Here is a 21,155-nt window from a genome sequence, read left to right as displayed (position 1 = left end):
TACAAATGAAAAAACAATATATATTTTTTGCACTTATTGTTACACTAAACATATTCGCTCAAAAAAAGGCAAATTCGAATGCTCCTAAAACAGGAAATCCAATATTACCTGGATACTATGCCGACCCAACAATTAAAAAATTTGGAAATATTTATTATATCTACGCGACTACCGATAATGAAATGCTAGCATCAGGGGCTCCAACAGTATGGTACAGCAAAGATTTACAAAATTGGTATAATTATACTATGGAGATCCCTTCATTATCTTCTGTAAATCTTAGAAATTTTTGGGCACCAGATATTGTAGAAGGAAAAGATGGTAAATACTATTTATATTTTGGAAATTGTCAAGCAGGATGCAATATTTATGGTTATGTATCTGATACTCCCATTGGTCCATGGATAAAGTTGAATGAAGACGACACACCTATTATGGCTCATAACTATCCAAGAAAAGGATTTCCTTCATTAGATGCTCAGTTTTTTACAGATACCGATGGAAAAGTTTATGCGTATTGGGGTACTTGGGTACATTACAATGGTGGTTATGCTGTTGGAGAACTAAATACTGATACTATGAAAGATATGGTTAACTCTACAAACATTCCTTTAGAGCAAACCCCTAAACCTTTTGAAGCCGCTTATATGATGAAGAAAGGTGATAAATATATACTCATGTACTCTGGCGATTCTTGCCATGATGAAACCTATAAAGTTAGATACTCGTACGCAGATACCCCGTATGGACCTTTTACAGAAGGTGCTAACAATCCAATATTAAGTACCAATGAAGACCAATCTACACACGGACCAGGACATCATTCGGTTTTACAAGAAGGAGACGATTATTACATGGCTTACCATAAGCACGATTACCCAATGACTCGAGGCGGTCTTGCTAGACAAGTGTGTATTGACAAAATGGTTTTTGAAAATGATTCTACCATAAAAACAGTAGTTCCTACAAATCGTGGGATAGAAAATATTATTAAATCAAACGTACCTAAAGATCTTGCCTTTAATACAAACACAACGGCTTCTTCATATTATCATTTAAATTCATTAGAACACGATTATGAATACAAACCTTCTTATGCAACCGATAATAACAATGCAACCATGTGGAAAGCTGGAAATAATTCGTTTCCACAAAATTTAATAATTGATTTAGGATCTGTACAGAAAATAAAAAGAGTAATGACTCAATTTGAATTTGCTAGTTACTATTACCAATATACTTTAGAATATTCTAAGGAAGGTGAAAACTGGAAAATGTATTCTGACAAATCAAATAATCAAACATCAGGCAGCCCTATGATTGACGATAATGATGTGTCTGCCCGTTACCTTAAACTAACAGTTTTAGCAACTGAAAAAGTGGGGCTTTATACTGCTGTTTGGAATATTAAAGTATATAGTTCCTTATTCGATATTCCTTTACAACTTAAAAATAAGAAATCTAATAATTCACCTGCTCTTAGAAGTAAAAAAGAAATGTTAGTTAATCTTAATTTGTCCGATATTTCAAAAGAAGAATCCATATCAACAATTAAAAACAAAGGTTCTATAGGAGGAATATTTACAAAAAAAGGAGATGTTACTTTAGAGGTAGATAATGAAGGAATAAAAGCCATTAAGTTTTCTAAAGGTGCTTTAGTATTAAACCAACCGGTTCCTAAAACTTTGGGCTGGAATGGATCTTACACCATTTCTACGTGGGTAAAAAATCCAGAAGTTGCAAAAGAAGGAGAAATTTTAGTATCATGGTGTGACAGACATGAATTTAATTTAGCCAATTCATATAATGCCTTGGCTTACAACAGTGGGCATTATGGTGCTGCACCACATTTGGATGGACATTTCGATATGAGATACAATAAACTTCCAGAAGCAAACAAATGGCATCATATCGCTTTAACTTTTGATGGCGTCGTCGAAAAAATTTATGTAGATGGTGTTCTAGATAATTCTCAAAATATGCTACTCTCTTCTGCCATTGATAATGCTAAAATAATTATTGGATCTTCGGATGTTGGAGAACACTTTTCTGGATTCATGGCATCAATACAAATGTATGATTATGCAATAACGGATAAAGAGATTTTAAATGTAATAAAAAACACAACCCCTAAAAAAAGCACGGATAATTTTAAATAATTGTGATTGTAAGAAATATAGTGAATCCTATTATATAAATATTAAAATAGTTGTTTTTACACATAGGCATTTAACTCTCAAAAAACAGAGTAAAATATGGCTTCAAGATAGAATGAATTCTAGAGGAGATTACCATATCCTTAAGTTAAAAAATAATTAAATCATTTCTAAAATGAAAAAAATAATACTATCGTTAATTGCTTTATTGCTTAGCATCCATCAAACAAATTCTCAAAATCACAAAGTTAAATCACCTGATGGCCAAATTGAAATAGAGATAATTATTACCAATAAAATTTCATGGTCAGCATCATTAAAAGGAAATATTATAATTGAAAAAGCAGAAGCTGCTATGGATTTTTTAACAGGTTCAGATTTCGGTTTAAATCCTCTTATAAAAAAAGAAACAGTTAGAAATATAACATCTAAAATTTATCCTGTAGTACCACATAAAGACGCTGAAATTAAAGACGAATACACGGAACTTTCTCTAACATTCAAAGGCAACTATAAACTAAATTTTAGAGCTTATAATGATGGCGTTGCTTACCAATTTATTGATGATGGAAAATCTAGCAGAAATGTTGTTTCTGAAGAAGTATCTCTTACTTTCCCCGAAGGAACTCGTTCACTTTTTCCTCAAGAAGAATCGATGTATTCGCATAACGAACGCTTGTATTTAGACAAATCATTAACTGAAATAGCATCTAATGAATTCTGTAGTCTACCTGTGCTATTTTCAACAAAAAAAGGAAAAGTTTTATTTACAGAAACAGCACTTCATGATTACCCTGGATTATTTTTAAGAGGAAACGCCAATACAACTATGGATGCTATGTTTCCTAAATATGTACTTGAAGCTATTGATAAAAATGGCAATTCAGACCGTGTACAAACTATTACTAAAGAAGCCGATTATATTGCAAAAACAACAGGTAAAAGAGAGTATCCGTGGAGAGTTTTTATTATAACCGATGATGACCGTACTTTAATAGAAAGTAATTTAACCTATCAATTAGCAAAACCTAATGTTATTAAAGATACCGATTGGATTAAACCAGGCAAAGTAGCTTGGGATTGGTACAATGCAAACAATATTTATGGAGTAGATTTTAAAGCTGGATTAAATACCGATACTTATAAGTATTATATTGATTTTGCCGCTACTAACCATATTGAATATGTTATACTTGATGAAGGTTGGACAAAATCGACCACCGATATTCTTCACTTTAATCCAGATATGGATATCAAAGAATTAATTGACTATGGCAAGGAAAAAGGTGTAGAAATCATTCTTTGGGTACTTTGGAAACCACTTGATGAAAACCTCATACAAATTCTTGAAACTTACAAAAGTTGGGGTGCAAAAGGTATTAAAATTGATTATATGCAACGTAATGATCAATACATGGTGAACTCTTATGAACAAATTGCCAGAGAATGCGCTAAACTTGAGTTATTAGTCGATTTCCATGGCGCATTTAAACCTTCAGGGTTACGACGGATGTACCCAAACGTAATGAATTATGAAGGCGTAAGAGGAAACGAAAATAATAAATGGAGTAATGAGATAACACCAGAACATAATGTAACCATACCCTTTATCAGAATGGTTGCAGGACCAATGGACTTTACTCCTGGGGCTATGATTAACAAACAAACTAAAAATTTTGCTATTAGTTTCGATCGTCCCATGAGTTTAGGCACACGGTCTCATCAAGTCGCTATGTATGTAGTCTATGAAGCACCATTACAAATGATGTGTGAATCGCCATCAACCTATTACAAAGAGCAAGAAACGGTAGATTTTATAACGCAAATCCCAACCACTTGGGACGAAACTAAAGTGCTTCATGGCTCTGTCGGGAAGTATATTGTTGTGGCTCGAAGAAAAGCAGAAACTTGGTATATTGGAGGGATGACTAATGCTGATGCTAGAGTTTTACCACTTGATTTGTCATTTTTAGATGAAGGAGTATTTAAAATGGAAGTATTTAAAGACGGCGTTAATGTAGATGCGTTTGCAGAAGATTATAAAAAGGAAATATTAGAAGTTAACAAGAATTCTAAGGTAATAGCAAAAATAGCTTCTGGAGGAGGATGGACAGCGATCATTACTAAAAAACAATAAACCACATGAATAGTTCTATGACAATTTTAAGAATACTATTTTTAGTTTTTATATACTCTTCTTTCGCAAATAAAATTAGTGATACAGGTGATAAAGATGTAAATGAAAACCTTACACAAAAAACATTGTATATACCTTCTAAAGTCTGGTACGTTCCTGAAAACAATGATTATAAAAATGAAGATAGCGATTATAGTTATAGTCGAATGATAGAATCTGATAATATCGCTATGTTTTGGCATAAAGAGTATGGAAACAACCCTATGGGGAATACAGATACTATTAAACGCTTCGATCCTAAAAAAGCTATTATTGAATGTGAACGATTTTACAATTATTATGTAAACGATTTAAAGTTAGTACTAAAAGGACACTCTTTTACAGATAAATACAAATTACTAATCTATGTTTTTGGAGGCAATGAAAATACAGCCTTTGGAGGTGGTGAAGAAGAAGTTGGTATTTTATGGACGCCAGCTGTTAGAATAAACAAAGCACCTTACGGAGCACTAGCTCATGAAATGGGTCACTCATTTCAATATCTAGGTAATAAAGATAGTAAAACGGGGCCAAAAGGTCCAATAATGGAAATGTCTGCCCAGTACATGTTGTGGCAGGTATATCCAGAATGGATGACTTTTGAAAACTATCACCTTATAGATTTTTTAAAAGGAACACATTACGCTTTTTTACATCCCGCAAACATGTATCATTCGCCTTATATTATTGAATATTGGTCTCATAAGCATGGTATTGAGTTTTGGGGACACCTTAGCAGATCCACTCAAGAAGAGGAAGACTTAGTGATGACTTACAAACGGATTAATAACATCACACAAGAACAATTTAATGATGAGATTTTTGATGCCTCACGTAAATTTATAACATGGGATTTACCTCGTATAGACCGTGTAACGAAACCTTATCGAAATATACATAAAACTAAATTACATGAAGTTGAATATGGTTGGTTCGAAATAGATTCTATTAATGCCCCTCAAAACTATGGATATAATGGTATAAAACTGCAGGTACCTGAACCAGGAACATTGGTGAAATTAGAATTTGAAAGTATGGTTGGAGCAGAAGGTTATACAGCTATTAAAACAGACAAAGCAGGATGGCGTTATGGTTTTATAGCATCCTTAAAAGAGGGAAAACGTATTTATGGTGATGTTTATAAAAAACAAAAAGGAACAGCAGAGTTTAAAGTACCCGAAAATACAGAATATTTATGGTTAGTGGAGCACCTACTGAACACTCCCCCATTGTTTATAACAGACGTAGCCAAGAAAAGAAACTAGAACAGCAATGGCCTTATAAAATTAAATTATCTGGAACTTCCTTAGATGACTCTGCTATTGAAATGAGCCTAGTAAGGTTCTGAAGTTACCAAACAAATATCTTTAGATCAAAATACTACTATAAAATAGAGAGATGAAGGTAATAATGGAGTCATGCAAATTACGACTAAGAATAGTGATTTTTAATTAACTAAATTTTAAGTTTTAGACACCCTTTTTCAGAAGGTCTTTTTTATATAAAATTTATACAAAAAGATAAAAAACATAGTCTACAATAAGTTTTGCTATTTTTGCAACATGAAAAAACAAATATTCAAAATTTTAGCGAAAGTTAATAAAATTGTCTTACCAAGTTATTCTAAACAACAATTGGATTTGATTAAAGCCAGTAAAATACAAATGGCTATTATAGGCTGGAGGTGGTTTGTAACAAAAAATGCACTAGACTGATTTTATTATATAAAAAAAGACCTTCAATTTCTTGAAAGTCTTATTTATATTTATAATCTCATTTGTTTTTTAAGTTGATGACACTACCTTTCAAATAGCTATCTCAAAATAATAAGGGAAAAACTATCTTTTTATTTATTCAATTCTAAACATCCCATAATAAAAGGTCCTGTTGCTTTTGCATCATTCTCTCGTATACGTTCGTTAATATAATAATCATAGCTTCCGTCTCTGTAAGGATGCCCACCAAGGCCTGCAACAGCACAGCACTTAGTAAGCGTAAGCATACCATCGGGATGTTTTACTATTAAATCTTTCATTAAACCTTTGTATGCTTTTTCTGCATATTGTTTATACTTCGTATCTACATACCCTTTGTTTACAGCCTTTGCTATAGCATACATAAACATAGAAGACACAGAGGCTTCATGATAATTTCCTTCTTGATTTCCTTTATCAAGTACTTGATACCACAAACCGTTTTTATCTTGATATTTAGGTAGAACTTCTACTAATCCTTGTATCATTTTTAATAACTCCGCTCGTTGTGGATGCTCTTGAGGCACAAAATCCAAAACATCTACGAGTGCCATAAACCACCAACCCATGCTACGTCCCCAGAAATTTGGAGACTGTCCTGTTTTTTTATTAGCCCATTGTTGCGTTTTACTTTCGTCCCAAGCGTGGTAATAAAGTCCTGTCTTGGCATCATAAGTATGTTTGGCACAAATAATAAATTGATTTACAGCATCGTCCATCAATTCTGGCTTGTTAAATGTAGCTGCATATTGTGCTATAAATGGTGCCCCCATATACAAGCCATCTAACCAAACTTGATGTTGGTAACGGAGTTTGTGCCAAAAAGCGCCTTCTAAAGTACGTGGATGATGCTTTAATTGATCGATTAAACGATCTATAGCCAACTTGTATTTTTCATTACCTGTTTCATTATAAACATCAAAAAGGACTTTACCAGGATTGATATAATCAATATTATAGGTTTCTACTTTATACTTATGTATCTCACCTTCATCATTTATAATAGTATCTGCCCATTTAATAACATAATCTAAATAGCTTTTGTTTTTTGTATGTTTCCATACTTTTAACATGGCAAGAGATCCCAAACCTTGGGAATATCCAAAATAGAGTCGCTTTCCATGATCTAATTGCCATGCTTCTGGAAAACGTTGTATTTCAGAATTTGCAAAAAGAATCCCTGTATCTTGCGCTTTCACCAATTGCAAACAACTAATTGATAATAAAACTGATAAAATTATATGTTTCATATTCCTAAATTTAAAAACTTTTAAGGCATGGGTTTTAAATCTTCCCAAACTACATTCCAGTTACCATCCTTAGGGAAACCTGGGTTTTCTACTTCACAACCATCCCAACCAGCACACATCATGGCTACTGTTTGTAATAAGCCACCATTTCCTGGTAAATACACTCTTAAACGCTCACTTTGGTAATTATGTCCATTTTTAAGATAGGTGTTTTTTTGTACGTCCTTAAGTAAAAATTCTAACGCCAATTCTGGTTCTCCAAGTCGAACTGCCGACATGGCAGAAAGTGGGTAATCCCATCCCCATGTACTTTCCCAATTCCAGCGATCGGCAATAACATGAATGGTTTTACGCATCACTTCTGGGTCTACTTTATCCCAGCCAGATAAAATACCATATGCACCTAATACCATGGGGTGGTCTCGCATTAAAGAAACATCATCATACGAATCTACCGCGCCTTCAACACCAAGATATACACCATTAGCCTGATCTGGGCTAGCCAGTTTTAGTCTTACATCTTCCAAGGTTTTATCGGCTTCCATACCTAATCGGGTACGCCATTCTTGAGCTTTCGTTAATGCCCAATGCCAATATGCTAGTTCAAACGGAGGGTTTTTGGTCGTTTCTCTAGACCAGTGTTCTTGTGCTGGAATTAATGGTGCCTCAAGATTATACTGTTGCTGTTCCTCATTCCATGTTGGAAAATCGGCCATAAACTCTGCGGTTGCTAAAACCAATTTTTTATATTTTTCTAAAGTTTCTTGGCTTGGATTATCGCGATACATTTGCTCTGCAAACCAAATAATATGAGGTTGTTGCCATATTAAATAGGATCCAACTGACGATGGACTATTTTCTCCGCTCGGATCTATCATTTTAGGCCAACGTACCCCTTTATACCCTTGGTCTTGTGCTGTTTTTAAAGCTTTATCAAATATGGTATTATAAAACTCCAATTGTTCTTCCATTAAATGTGAACGATTCCACTGAGCAAAATGTGAAATGTGCCACCAATGCATTTCAAGATGGAATTTACCATACCAACTATTATAAGTTAATCCGGTTTCTGCCGGAGGCATATTTCCTGTGCTTTGTATTTTAGTTAGATATTGTGATAAAACAACACGTCGTTCCAACTCTTTAGCACGCGAATCTTTACTCGCAGAAAAATCAACCATTCCTCCATTTTCCCAATATGCTGTCCACTCAGTTACATTATCAGCCTCTACTGCTGTGAATTTTTTAAGCGTTTTATCGGTTGATTCTGGTGTATACAAACTACTAAATTCAAATATATCACCACCTTCTGGTGAAAGTTTAAAATAGTGTTTATCCACTTCATTAAAAGACGCATTTCCCTTCCATTCTACGCCAACCGCATAGTGGTCGGCATCAAGTGTACGTAACACTTCAACTCTATTACCTTTAACCTTTTTAAGTTCAGATTGGTGAGTTTCTGGAGCATCAAAATTATAACCTGCATGTGTATTAGATGGTACGCCTGCTGGAAATTTCCAACTGACACTTAATCTTCCTAAATCTATCAAGTGTGATGTGATGCGCGCCGAAATCATATCGCTTTCTTGGTCGCAAAGTACTTCAACCTTAACGGGCATACCATCAAAAATAAACGCACTGGTTACTTTTCCTGTCCACATGTCTAAATCATGATGTACTTCTCTAATATCTTCTAGTTTGGCACGTTCTCCATTTTCATGCATTAATTCTAACTGAACCATACCTAAATGAAGACGCTGCGCATTTTCACGAAAATAATTAGAAGCACCATTAGATCGTGGAGAATCTTTTAGTTGATGTCTAAAAGGTACCATTCTACCTTCCACCTCATAATACTTTAAGGTTTCTTCTATTTTATAGTTTTCAGTGTTAGGAAACGTATGCCAACCCCAATTGGATTGTGTTCCTAACGGCATCCCTTTTTCATAATCCTCATAAAAAGTTTGTAGACCTGTTAATCCTGTTGTAAAAGTAAAATTGCCGTTTCCTACAGACAGTGAAGCCAAAGAGTCAAAAGCAGTAATTTGAGGATTATTGCGTTCTACCAACGCTTTACGGTTTATAGGCGCTTGTTTCTCTGGTTTACAGGCTGTGGTTATCATTACCAACAGTAAACCATAAAATAATAGTTTTTTCATTTCTTAATTGATTTTATTATAATTTTAATTCAGCTTAGTCTCAAGTATAAAGGTATAGTTTTCAATATTTGTATAACCATTATCCGCAATTTTTGATGCATCTGAAGCATTGGTTTTGTCAAGCCCATATTGCTCTTCAAAAGCATCAGGCATACCGTCGTTATCACTATCTAATGGTTTTTCTGCGGTTTTAATACGCCCAGGCCCTCCCAGTGAAAATTGTTGTGTATCCTGCTCATTTTGAATGATGGTACCTTTTTCTCCTAATGAAGTGAGTTCATCAATTAAATAATGATCGACCTCATCCCTTACAGGCAAACTAGCACCTCCATGTGCAACAATCCAATGGTAAGTATCAGTAGCGTTCATTTGTTGAGTGATTTCCGGAAATATATTAGGACGTGTATTTAGGAATGCTGGAGTACTCTCAAAATGCTCCAAATTATTCTCGGGAATAATTTCAACACCATTCAGCGTGCCATTCTTATCGAAATCATAGTAATTCTGTTTACAATAGGTACTAAATAGCTCGTTTCCTCCAATAAACGGCTTCGTTGGTGAAATAGAAACCTTCTCTACTTGAATGCTATTATCTTCTTGTCTTACATTTTGCCAATTTAATGCTGGGCCTACTATAAAATAATTATCTTCAATAGTAGTTAGTGATGCTCTTTTTGAATTACCTCCCATATTATAAGCAGCACCATTTCCCCAATTATATATCACATTATTAACAAACTGATTTAACCCCTTCACTTTAGGGTTTCGGGTTTTATTATCGATATAAAGGTTTCTATACAAGGTAACACCATGTTCTATAGATGTTTGTATTAAGCCTCCGCATGAATGATTTTGCAAACCTTGCCCTATAATAGAATTCTGTATGGTTATATCTCGTGCACTTTCACTATTAATTGAAAAATTTTCATCTTGACCCCATGTTACTGACATATGATCAAAAATCATATTTCTTCCATTATCAGCGATGCCTGCAGCATCTCTTCCTTCAGGCCCTTGTATTCCTAAGCGTACTCGTAAGTACCTACAAACTATATTACTTTGTCCTGAAAACGAAACTTGATTACCATAAAGTACGACACCATCACCTGGAGCTGTTTGAGCTGCAACTGTTATGTTTGACGAAAATAAAAGTGCACTTTTTAATTCAATAATACCAGCTACATCAAATACAATAAAACGATTTGATTGACTTACAGCATCTCGTAAAGATCCTTTTCCTGAATCTTTAAGATTTGTAACATGATAAATTTCACCACCTCTACCTCCTGTTGCAAAGCGTCCAAAGCCTTCTGCACCTGGAAACGCTATTACTTTTCCATAATCAGGAAAAGTTTCTATATTTTTTTTATTTTTTGTTCCGCAGCTTATTACTAATATTAAAAGCAATAAGAAACCTGTATTTCTAAATATTTTTATCCTCATGGTTTAAGCGATGTTAGGTTTATTATAACTTTTATGTTTAACCTAAATAAGTGACATAATAAAGGGGCTAAAGTTTAAACATATTATGATTTTGTTTAACCTTAACCCCTTTTACTTAACTTTTATAAATCTGGTTTCAATAGTAACTATCTATTAATCCCATGACTATTAATTTTACTGATAACCTGGGTGCTGTGTAAGATTTGGGTTATCAATCATTGGATGTCCAGCTGATTTTGCTGCAAAAGGAAGTAGCTCTGTTTTATTTTCTTCAAATCCATAATACAATCCATCACTTCCATCTGTGGCTTCAATCCAATTAGGATATGTTCCACCATTCTCAGCAGATCCTGTTGGTTTTGTATATATAATAGCTCCTATTTGCAGTGTATTAAATCCTCTTTTAAAACCAACAGCTTTACGTGAATTACCATTATAGGTACTTGTGTAGGCTTCAAACATATTAACTGGATACCATTTATCACCACTTGCTACCGGTTTACCATGTGCTGTAACAATGTTTGATAATGTTGTTTGAAAAGCAGCATAATCTGAAGTATTTGTTGGTACATTTTGGATCATAGCTATTTCTCCTGCATCGGTTAAGTCAATATAATCAACCGTAAGAAAATCATCTCCATACATTTGAGCATCCTCTTTATATTTATATAAACGATAAACAGGTACATTGGCATAATCATTTTTACGATCAGAGAGATCTTTCATAGCTTGTTTTGTAGCTGCCAATTCACTTGACAAACGATTCATACGAATCAAGTCTGTTCGAAGATTAAATTCGCCCGCAAACTCCCACTTACGCTCTTGTACAATAGCATCATCAAATTCTTGTTGGCTTGACGGTATGGCCATGGTGCCAATACCAGCACGCTCTCTCACTTCTTTCAAAGCATCTTTAGCTGCTTGTGTTGGGCCTGCATTTAAATAATTTTGTGTTTCAGCATAGGTTAACAACACATCTGAATAACGAATAAGTGGTACATTAAGATTACGTGCACTTGCAGATTCTGGCTCTACACACCATGAAATACGAAATTTACCAGGCATTATACATGAATATGTAGTACCTACATCTACCCAAGTATCAGTCGATCCAGAACCATTATCTAAGAAATAAATACTATAGTCTGTACACGACACATCGCGACGGGTATCATTTTCGTTAAAAGACAAATAATAGGTTGGTAACATAAACTGCATTGCTTTACGAGAACCAAAAGTACCACCTCTGGATCCAGGATGTGCATATACACCAAACTTAGTGTTGGTATTCTGTCCGTACTGTGCTACTTCCCATAGAATCTCTGGATTGGTTGCAGAAAAGTTACGTTGACAGAAGTTATACCATAAATATTCAAAACCACTTTTACCTCCTTGTGCCTGAACTAAAGCATTTACATTTCTTGATATAATAGATTCACTCGCATCATTAGCTATTTGGTAAAGTTCACGAACACGGGTATTATCACTACGTCTTGCCATCATTAAACTCCCTGGATCGTTTGTTTCAAGATTCCAACGTAAAGAATAACCACCTGCATATAATGCAATACGAGACAAAAGTGCATAGGCTCCCTGCTTAGTTATACGCTCGTATGTAGGAAATCCCGATTCAGAAAACCATGGAATGTCTACTACAGCCTCTTGCAAATCGGCTATAATGCGGTCATAAATTCCATCTCTCGGTGAACGTTTAGGGTAAAGGGTATTTTCATCATTAAAATCCAACTCTTCAAGAGGCTTCCATACAGCAGGTACATCACCATAAATACGTATCAAATTATAATAACCGAAAGCACGTATGGCTTTTGCTTCTGCTAATAATTGATTACGTTTATTGCTCACTTCCATCGCACTCAATCGACTGATAGCAATATTTGTTGATTCTATAACCGAATACATTTCGCTATAAATTCCTGTAAGTGTATAAGGAGTCTGTGAATCGTAAAAATAGTTACAAATGTTGTACTTTGAATTGTTTGTAGACCCATCTTCACTAGAGTGCATCACCGTTTCACCTGCTCCCAACTGATAGTACATTTCAGTAGGCACCAAACTACGGTAACAACCTTGCACAAACATATCGGCAGTTTCTAGATTAGAAAATACAGTCTCTGTATCTGAAGAATTATAAGATGGCATATCTAAGTACTCTTCACACGAAAACATGCCTAAAGTAAGTACTACAAGAGATGACATAATCAATGTCTTTTTTATATCGAATAATATCATGGATATTTTTTTCATAATTTGGAATATTTTACGTTAAAATGTTAAGTTAAGTCCAACAACATAGCTTCTTGAACGCGGGTAAGTAGAACTGTCATACCCAGGAGTTACGGAAACATAGTCATTATCTCCTGCTGAAACTTCTGGATCAGAACCTGAATACCCTGTTATTGTTGCCAAGTTATTAGCCGTAAAGTAAAAACGGGCATTAGAAATCATCATTTTATTTAAAAACGCTTTAGGTAATGTATAACCCAGCGTAACTTGCGCTATACGTAAATATGATCCATCTTCTACAAAATAAGAAGAAGGATACGTAATGTAACTTGAGTTTGTATTATTTAAACTCCATGTACGTGATGCCTCATCTGGGTTTAACTCTTTTAATCGAGATAAAGAAGCTGTTATCTTCCCTGTAGAAGGATCTATTAAACGATAATAATTTTCTCCAAATTCAACTGGAACATTTTGATAGAGGGCATAAGGACTCATACTGTGATTAGTCGCATTATAAATATCGTTACCTATACTAAACTTCATAAACGTATTTAAATCGAACCCTTTATAACTAAAAGTATTGCTTATACCTCCAATACAATCTGGTGTTCCATTACCAATCTTAACCAATTGACGAGTAAATTGGTCGCCTTCCTCATTATCGGCAGCAAATTTCATATCACCAGGACTTGCATTACCACTGAAAGGTTTAACAACGCCTTCATTTAAAGTGAATGTTCCATCTATGTTTTGTGTAAAATCATCGGTTGTATAAACGCCGTCATATACATAACCATACATGTCTCCCAACGATTCCCCGACGACGGCATAATATGCTACCGATCCTGAACGGTTACCTCCTACGTTAAAAGTCTTTTGTTCTTGATCTTTTTCTAGAGTAATAACTTTAGACTTGTTGAAAGCTAAATTCAAATCTGTTGTCCAACGAAAATCCTTACTTTTTATATTTACAGAACTAACAGTAAACTCCCAACCACGATTACGCATGGTTCCAACATTTTGGTACTGGTTGCTGTATCCTGTTGAAACGGGAATAATACTTTTCATCAACATATCGCTTATTTCATTATTATACCACTCGGTGGTAATATCAAAACGGCCGTTAAACAAAGAAACATCTAAACCAACATTGGTAGCATGCAAGGTTTCCCACTTTAAGTTTTTATTACCCAACGAGTTACTCGTAACAAAAGCTGGATTACCTGGAGTATTATTTATTGGATAATCTGTTTGACTTAAAGTAGTAAGATATAAGTTATTACCGATACCATTATTACCTGTGATACCATAACCAACACGTAACTTCAAATGGTTAACCGTGTTTATTAAGTTACTATCCTTCCAAAAATTTTCTTCGGAAACACGCCAAGCTCCAGACACAGAAGGAAACGTTCCCCATTTATTACCCTTAGCAAACTTAGACGATCCGTCTCTACGTATGGTGGCTGTTAAAAGATAACGGTTATCAAACCCATAATTTAAACGAGCAAAAACGGAGGCCAAACCATTACGTGAATGCCCTGTTGATTTATCTGAAACCGTGGCATTAGATATGTCATCTAACCCAAAATTTGGGTACGGAAATTGTCTAAGTGCCATTTGGTTTTCTTCCGACTCATTATAATTTATCTCTTGACCTAATAAAACATTTACTTTATGCACATCTGCAAAGGTTTTATTGTAGTTTAACGTGTTTGTAACCTGATATCTAAACGATTCTGCATTGTCTATTTTTCCATTAATTCCTGTATTAACAGGATCTGTTAAAAAAGCTCGAGAATTTTCATCTGAAAAAGCAACCGATTTATTGTTAGACCAAGAGTATTGTCCAGATGTACGCCATGTAAAATCCTTTAAAAAATCAAATTCTACACCAGCATTAACCACAAAAATACGAGAGCGTTTATTAGATGTAGAAGCTAGATTTTCTACAAGCGGATTTTCAGTATCATAACTAGAATCTAAACCTGAATAATCTGGATATGTTTGAGTGTTAAGTGTTTCATCTTGAGTGAAAATAGTACCTCCATTAATTGGTTGTAAAAGTACATCCTTCATTGATGAATAAGAACCACCTCCATCTCTTGATGTATTTGAAAACATGGTGTTAAGGTCCAATCGTATCCCTTTGAAAAGTTCTGAATTAATCTTAGCACGAAATGCATTTCGTTCTTCACTATGATTTTCTAGTATACCATCCTGTCCATTAAAATTATAACTCAAAAACGCCTGAGTATTTTCATTTCCAGTTGAAACTGTTACATTATGATTTTTGGTCCATCCAGAACCTCCAAATACCTCATCTTGCCAATCGATGCCATAACCTGATCCATAACGATTGCCTATTCGATCAAAGGCATTGGCATGAAAATTAGGTGAATCAACACCTAAACTATTATCGAAAACATTACTCCATTGTGTTGTTTTACCTTGTAATTCAGCCATTTCATATTGATACTTTACAAAGCTTTCTGCATTAGATACCATATTAAGCTTTTTAGAAAGCTGATCGAACGAAACGAATGTGTTATATGAAACCGATGTTTTTCCATTTTTACCAGATTTGGTAGTTATTAAAATAATACCATTCGAACCACGCGCTCCATAAATAGCTGTAGACGAGGCATCCTTTAAAACTTCAATACTTTTAATATCATTTGGATTGATAATGTTAAGTGCATCATCCATTTGAAATCCATCTACAATAAAAAGTGGTTTGGTACTTTGGGTAATAGAAGTACCTCCCCGTACTGTAATATTAATTCCTGCTCCTGGTGCGCCACTGGTAGTTACAATGTTTAAACCAGCTGCTCTTCCTTGGAGTGCTTGTGCAGCATTCATAGCTGGTACAGTTGCTAATTCTTCGGCGGATACAGAGGATACTGCTCCAGTTAAATCAGACCTTGTTATTGCGCCGTAACCAATTACCACTACTTCTTCTAATCTAGATGTATCTTCTTCTAAAACAATAGTTAACGAGGTTTGTTCATCAACAGGAACCTCTAATGTTTTATAGCCCATATAAGATATGGTTAAAACAGCATTTTTTGATTTTACGGCTAAAGAAAACTCACCATTAAAATCTGTTTGTGCTCCATTATCTGTTCCTTTCTCAATAACATTGGCACCAGGTAAAGGCATACCAGAAGTATCATTAATGAAACCTTTAATATTATATGACTGAAAAACAGGCCGTTGATTTAAGACCTTTTCCACTACTATGGTGCTATCCGCTCCAAGAGTCATAATAAAACCTCCCTTTTTTAAACTTTCATTTAAAAGGGTATTGGCACTTATAATTCCTTTTTTAACTTTTAACTTAGGAAAGCCATTAAAAATATCGTCTTGATAAATAAATTTATAGTCTGTTTGCCGTTTTATAAGTTCAAAGACTTCATTGATTGACAGAGTTTTATCTTCCTCTATCTTAATTTTAACGTTTTGTGATAAAACATTTTCAGTAGATAAACCAAAAACTGTTGAAATGCATAAAAAAATAAGAGTTCTCATCACAATAATTAGTAATCTCCCTTTTATAGAAAAAAGGGTTTGCTTTAGTTTAATTTTCATAAATTTGATTTTGCTAGTTGGTTAAACTTGTTTTAATTAACTGGTAATCTTAAAATGGGGGACAAGTTGTGTACTTTGGTCAGTTCCTAACTTCGTTCCCTTTTTTTTATTTCAATACTATCTTTTTGTCATAAATTTCATATTTTTTGATTATACTTAAATTGTTTATTGTTTTTAAAATTTCTTCTAAATTTTGATTTTTACTAAGTACTCCTGTAAAGTTTAAAGTCTCTAAACTTTTATCTTCGAAAACAACATCTACATCATACCATCTTGAAATAACTTTCATAATGTCCTTCAAAGGCTTTTTATTAAATGTAAAAACACCCATTCTCCAAGAAACAACCTCCTCTATATCAACAACTTTTACAGATATACTTTTATTATCTAAATCTACGTTCGATTGTTCATTAGGTTTTAACGGTTTTAATACCCCTTCATAATTTACAGCCACTTTGCCTTCAACCAAAGTTGTGTAAATATGAGTTTCGTCGTTATAAGCTTTAATGTTAAATACTGTTCCCAATACTTCTATTTTTTGCGATTTATTTAAAACCGTAAAAGAGGATCCCTTGTGGTTAGTACTGGGAGATACATGAAAATAAGCTTCACCATAAACCAATTCAACTTCTCGCAATTTGCCATCTATAAAACCTGTTGGGTATTTTAATTGCGTATCAGAATTTAACCAAACCTCGGTTCCATCTGCCAACTTAATAAAGAATTTCCCCCCGCGAGGAATGGTTAATACATTGTAAACAATCTCTTTATTACCAGCTTTTCCTTGGTATACAATCTCTTCCCCATTACTTACAACATTAACACTTTCAAACGTTTCCCCTTTGGCTAAAGGTATGTGTTCTCCATTATTTAATGTTAATATAGCTTTATCCGTGCCTTGTTGTATAGTTGTCTTTAAATCTTCTGAAATATGTACCTCTGGAATTTGTTTTATTTGATTCTTTTTGAACATGTAAACTCCTCCCAGCGACAAACATAATACAACAACTGCTGCATATTTTAATATAGATTTACGTCTTTTCACCTGACGTATTTTTCTATTATCACTTCTAATTTGGGTAATTAAATGTTTCTTAATTTCATCTATATTAGGTTCAGACATAATTAAATTTACTTTGTAATGCACTTCTACATAATGCTCAAACAACATTTGGTTTTTAGGATCTTGAATCCATTCAAATAACACATCTAAATCATTTCTATCTGCTTCACCTACTAAGTATTTAATAATGGCGTTTTCTATTAATTTATGATTCATTGTATGCAATTGATTTATAGTATGACAGTTCCCATTTTAAAAACCCTAGTTATTGATTCATCTTTTTTATTTTTTTTTTTATAAATTTCCAAGATTATTACATTAGCCAACTAAATGAATTACGAAAACCAAAACGATTTAATTCAAGGAATAAGACGTGGTGATGAAAGCGCTTTTGTATATGCCTTAGATAAGTATAACAAGCCGCTATTTGCGTATGCCATTTCCCTTACACATGATGCAGCAATGGCTCAAGACATTTTGCAAAATGTATTTTTAAAAACATGGGAAAAACGAACTAAACTTAAAATATCTGTTTCTTTTCAAAATTATCTGTACCGATCTGTTCATAATGAATTTATAAACCAATACAAACAAAATAAATCCATCGTGCTTTTAGAACAAAAGTACAGTGAAGCCTTAGAAAACGTTATTGCAAGTAACGATGAAACCTTTTTTGAAAATAGCCTAAAACATATCGCTTTTGAAATTGAAAATCTACCACCAAAATGTAAAAAAGTATTTATTTTAAGTAGAAAAGAAGGTTTAACAAACATAGAAATAGCAAATTATTTAGATATATCAATTAAAGCTGTTGAAGCTCATATAAATAAAGCATTTACCACTTTAAAAAAAAAATGCAGAAAAAAAATATAATTCCACAAAGAAATATCTAATCATTTTTTCACAACTATAAAGTATATGTTTTTTAATAAACGTTCTTTATTGTTAGAGTAAAGATAGCAATGGACTACTAAGAACTTAATGAATTAAAAAAGTAAAATGTGCATGTAGAAGAAATAACTCATACGAGTTCCTTAAAATTAAATTAATCAACCGTTTGTTAATTTATTATTAATTCATTCAATATTTTATTATATATTTGAATTTTATGTGCAATTTCTATTAAATAACTAATATATTGGCATTAAAATTCCCTCATTACCAAAGTAGTTTTATTAAAGATGTGCAAACCATATCTAGAAATGATTCTAGCATCGATGGTAAAGAAAAGCATTCTCAACTGTGGCATGATTTTCAATCTGGAAGTGAATCTGCGTATGCCAGCATCTATAAAAATAATGTAGCTCTCTTGTACAATTATGGTTTAAAATTGGTTAATGACAAAAATTTAATTAAAGATTGTATTCAAGATCTTTTTGTTGAAATATGGAATACCAAGCATAAATTAGGCGATGTAAAATCTATAAAGTCATATTTATATAAATCACTTAGACGAAAATTAATTTCAGAATCTATAAAAAATAGAAAAACTACAGATATCTCTTTACTTTCCGATTCTGATGCTGAAGAAAACCCCTCCTTTGAGCATAGCTTAATTGAAAAGCAGCAATTTAATCAACAACGCAAAAAATTACGAGAGTCTATAAAAAAACTTACCGATAGACAAAAAGAGATTATTCATCTAAAATATTATGCCCATTTAAGTTATGAAGAAATAAGCGAGGTTATGTCCTTAAGCAAAAAAAGTACTTATAAGTTAATGGGGCGTACTATTCAATTTCTAAGAAAGAACTTAAATAATTAATTAGAACCTAATTATCCTACTGTTCTAGGCTTAAGCTCTAACATCAATCTATAACCATTTCTATTAGAACTCATTTTATTTTTTTAATAAATTCTTCAATAATTTTTTAGCTAACAAATATTTTTTCAAAAAAAAGTAAGTTTCCATGGGGTAAAATTAGATTTACCTTCTCTTATCTAAAAAAGGCTGTACCCTTTCCTAATTAAGGTTATGTCCTGCCTACTAAATTGTTATTAAAAAATGAAATATATTAAATATTCTGAAGAGGATTTTATTAAGGACGAATATTTTCAGAAATGGGTTTTGACCCCAAACTCTATGTCTGTAAACTTTTGGGAAAACTGGATAGCCTTGCATCCTGAAAAAAAGGAAATTATTAATAATGCTGCCTATTTTATAAAGCTTTTACGATCAGACTCTGAACAACTACCTGAAGAAAATTTTGATGGCATATGGCAAAACATTGTTCAAAGAAGAAATGATACAAGTAGGTCTTTTGCCTTTTCTAAAAATATTTTTTCTGGCAAATGGAGTTATGTTGCAAAGATAGCAGCTGTGTTTGTAGGAGTTTTAATAGCCACTATCAAATTATATAATTCACATATTTTTAATAAAACAAGTGAAAACATTTCAACGGATATTACCAATCAAATAACTTTAGAATTAGAAGATGGTACGATAAAAATAGTAGACCCCATATCTTCTGGAACCATCACCGATAGTAAAGGACAACAAATTATTAAACAGGAGCAGAATAAACTTTTGTATAACAAGGAAGCCTCCAAAGACGAAGAAGTTCTAACTTATAATAAATTAACGGTTCCTTACGGCAAAACATTTCAACTAGTCCTTTCCGATGGGAGTCATGTTTTTTTAAATTCAGGATCAAAATTGCGTTACCCTACGTCGTTTTTAAAAGACGCTCCAAGAGATGTTTTTCTAGATGGAGAAGCTTTTTTTTCTATAGAAAAGGATGAAGATCGTCCATTTACTGTAATAACTGACGAAATGAATACACGCGTATTTGGTACAAAGTTTAATGTAACAAGTTATAAAAATGAAAATAATACCTCAACAGTATTGGTTGAAGGAAGTGTAGGCGTCTATAAATCCAATAATGATGGAAGTCAAAAAGCTATAACAATTGCACCCAATCAACGAGCGGTTTTTAAAGACGGAATTATTGCCATTAATAAAGTAGATACAAGTAAATATACTGCCTGGACTGAAGGGAAACTGTTGTTTATTGAAGATCGTTTTGAGCTCATTTTATATGAACTAGAAAGACATTTTGATGTGGTTATAAACAACAAATACGTCCAATTGAATAAGAAACTTTTTACGGGAACTTTCACTGATGAATCCTTAGATGACATTTTAAAAGTATGTCAAGAACATACACCATTTGAATATGTAAGAAATGGAAATAACATAATCATTAATCAAAAACAGAATTAATTTTAGAAAAATAATAAGACTAATAAATCGATGAATTATAAACTTTCTTTTTTTGGAATTATTTCAAAAAAAGAGCTAAAATCAATACAACTATGA

Annotated in this window: 12 protein-coding genes and 1 pseudogene; 7 read left to right on the top strand and 6 right to left on the bottom strand. The window is 33.2% G+C overall.

What is annotated here, in order from left to right; genetic code table 11:
• The first annotated feature begins 5 nt into the window (after positions 1-5).
• The 4 genes and pseudogenes from QLS71_RS14435 to QLS71_RS14420 all read left to right on the top strand — a co-directional run bounded on the left by QLS71_RS14435 (position 6) and on the right by QLS71_RS14420 (position 6,047).
• On the top strand, positions 6-2,159 hold the full coding sequence (locus tag QLS71_RS14435) for a family 43 glycosylhydrolase (protein ID WP_308993307.1): 2,154 nt from the start codon (positions 6-8) through the stop codon (positions 2,157-2,159).
• Between the two features lie 172 nt (positions 2,160-2,331).
• The gene (locus QLS71_RS14430) at positions 2,332-4,293 is read left to right on the top strand and encodes a glycoside hydrolase family 97 protein (RefSeq protein ID WP_308993308.1); all 1,962 of its coding nucleotides are present in this window, start codon (positions 2,332-2,334) and stop codon (positions 4,291-4,293) included.
• Between the two features lie 5 nt (positions 4,294-4,298).
• Positions 4,299-5,680: pseudogene (locus QLS71_RS14425) on the top strand (DUF6055 domain-containing protein).
• A 214-nt stretch (positions 5,681-5,894) separates the two neighbouring features.
• Positions 5,895-6,047 carry an SsrA-binding protein gene (locus QLS71_RS14420; RefSeq protein WP_308993310.1) on the top strand — a complete coding sequence of 51 codons (153 nt, stop codon included), beginning with the start codon at positions 5,895-5,897 and terminating at the stop codon, positions 6,045-6,047.
• 131 nt (positions 6,048-6,178) lie between these two features.
• Here the strand turns inward: QLS71_RS14420 and QLS71_RS14415 are convergent, their stop codons facing one another.
• The 6 genes from QLS71_RS14415 to QLS71_RS14390 form a co-directional block, all read right to left on the bottom strand.
• Entirely contained in the window at positions 6,179-7,336 is a 1,158-nt protein-coding gene (locus QLS71_RS14415; RefSeq protein WP_308993311.1) for a glycoside hydrolase family 88 protein, read from the bottom strand.
• A gap of 20 nt (positions 7,337-7,356) precedes the next feature.
• Positions 7,357-9,495 carry a hypothetical protein gene (locus QLS71_RS14410; protein WP_308993312.1) on the bottom strand — a complete coding sequence of 713 codons (2,139 nt, stop codon included), beginning with the start codon at positions 9,493-9,495 and terminating at the stop codon, positions 7,357-7,359.
• A 24-nt stretch (positions 9,496-9,519) separates the two neighbouring features.
• Positions 9,520-10,938 (bottom strand): hypothetical protein, encoded by a 1,419-nt coding sequence (locus QLS71_RS14405; RefSeq protein WP_308993313.1) that lies wholly within the window; start codon positions 10,936-10,938, stop codon positions 9,520-9,522.
• 174 nt (positions 10,939-11,112) lie between these two features.
• Positions 11,113-13,155, bottom strand: a complete 2,043-nt coding sequence (locus QLS71_RS14400) for a RagB/SusD family nutrient uptake outer membrane protein (protein WP_308993314.1) — start codon at positions 13,153-13,155, stop codon at positions 11,113-11,115.
• Positions 13,156-13,221: 66 nt separating this feature from the next.
• Positions 13,222-16,773 (bottom strand): TonB-dependent receptor, encoded by a 3,552-nt coding sequence (locus tag QLS71_RS14395; protein WP_308993315.1) that lies wholly within the window; start codon positions 16,771-16,773, stop codon positions 13,222-13,224.
• Positions 16,774-16,879: 106 nt separating this feature from the next.
• Entirely contained in the window at positions 16,880-18,052 is a 1,173-nt protein-coding gene (locus tag QLS71_RS14390) for a FecR domain-containing protein (RefSeq protein ID WP_308993316.1), read from the bottom strand.
• Between the two features lie 114 nt (positions 18,053-18,166).
• On the opposite strand from QLS71_RS14390, the gene QLS71_RS14385 reads away from it, so the two are divergent.
• The 3 genes from QLS71_RS14385 to QLS71_RS14375 all read left to right on the top strand — a co-directional run bounded on the left by QLS71_RS14385 (position 18,167) and on the right by QLS71_RS14375 (position 21,059).
• Positions 18,167-18,709, top strand: a complete 543-nt coding sequence (locus tag QLS71_RS14385; protein WP_308993317.1) for an RNA polymerase sigma-70 factor — start codon at positions 18,167-18,169, stop codon at positions 18,707-18,709.
• Between the two features lie 265 nt (positions 18,710-18,974).
• Entirely contained in the window at positions 18,975-19,601 is a 627-nt protein-coding gene (locus tag QLS71_RS14380) for a sigma-70 family RNA polymerase sigma factor (RefSeq protein ID WP_308993318.1), read from the top strand.
• A gap of 240 nt (positions 19,602-19,841) precedes the next feature.
• The gene (locus QLS71_RS14375) at positions 19,842-21,059 is read left to right on the top strand and encodes a FecR domain-containing protein (protein ID WP_308993319.1); all 1,218 of its coding nucleotides are present in this window, start codon (positions 19,842-19,844) and stop codon (positions 21,057-21,059) included.
• Positions 21,060-21,155: the final 96 nt, after the last annotated feature.

Origin of the sequence: Mariniflexile litorale, from assembly GCF_031128465.2 — a bacterium.
In the GTDB taxonomy this organism is placed as follows: domain Bacteria; phylum Bacteroidota; class Bacteroidia; order Flavobacteriales; family Flavobacteriaceae; genus Mariniflexile; species Mariniflexile litorale.
Note: the sequence above shows the minus strand (reverse complement) of the source record. Positions and strands in the feature narration are given on the sequence as shown.

Bases quoted from the DNA above. Each gene is read 5' to 3' on its own strand.
- QLS71_RS14430 (WP_308993308.1), top strand. From the start codon at position 2,332: ATGAAAAAAATAATACTATCGTTAATTGCTTTATTGCTTAGCATCCAT.
- QLS71_RS14420 (WP_308993310.1), top strand. From the start codon at position 5,895: ATGAAAAAACAAATATTCAAAATTTTAGCGAAAGTTAATAAAATTGTC.
- QLS71_RS14385 (WP_308993317.1), top strand. From the start codon at position 18,167: ATGAATTACGAAAACCAAAACGATTTAATTCAAGGAATAAGACGTGGT.
- QLS71_RS14410 (WP_308993312.1), bottom strand. From the start codon at position 9,495: ATGAAAAAACTATTATTTTATGGTTTACTGTTGGTAATGATAACCACA.
- QLS71_RS14405 (WP_308993313.1), bottom strand. From the start codon at position 10,938: ATGAGGATAAAAATATTTAGAAATACAGGTTTCTTATTGCTTTTAATA.
- QLS71_RS14415 (WP_308993311.1), bottom strand. From the start codon at position 7,336: ATGAAACATATAATTTTATCAGTTTTATTATCAATTAGTTGTTTGCAA.
- QLS71_RS14375 (WP_308993319.1), top strand. From the start codon at position 19,842: ATGAAATATATTAAATATTCTGAAGAGGATTTTATTAAGGACGAATAT.
- QLS71_RS14400 (WP_308993314.1), bottom strand. From the start codon at position 13,155: ATGTCATCTCTTGTAGTACTTACTTTAGGCATGTTTTCGTGTGAAGAG.
- QLS71_RS14435 (WP_308993307.1), top strand. From the start codon at position 6: ATGAAAAAACAATATATATTTTTTGCACTTATTGTTACACTAAACATA.
- QLS71_RS14390 (WP_308993316.1), bottom strand. From the start codon at position 18,052: ATGAATCATAAATTAATAGAAAACGCCATTATTAAATACTTAGTAGGT.
- QLS71_RS14395 (WP_308993315.1), bottom strand. From the start codon at position 16,773: ATGAAAATTAAACTAAAGCAAACCCTTTTTTCTATAAAAGGGAGATTA.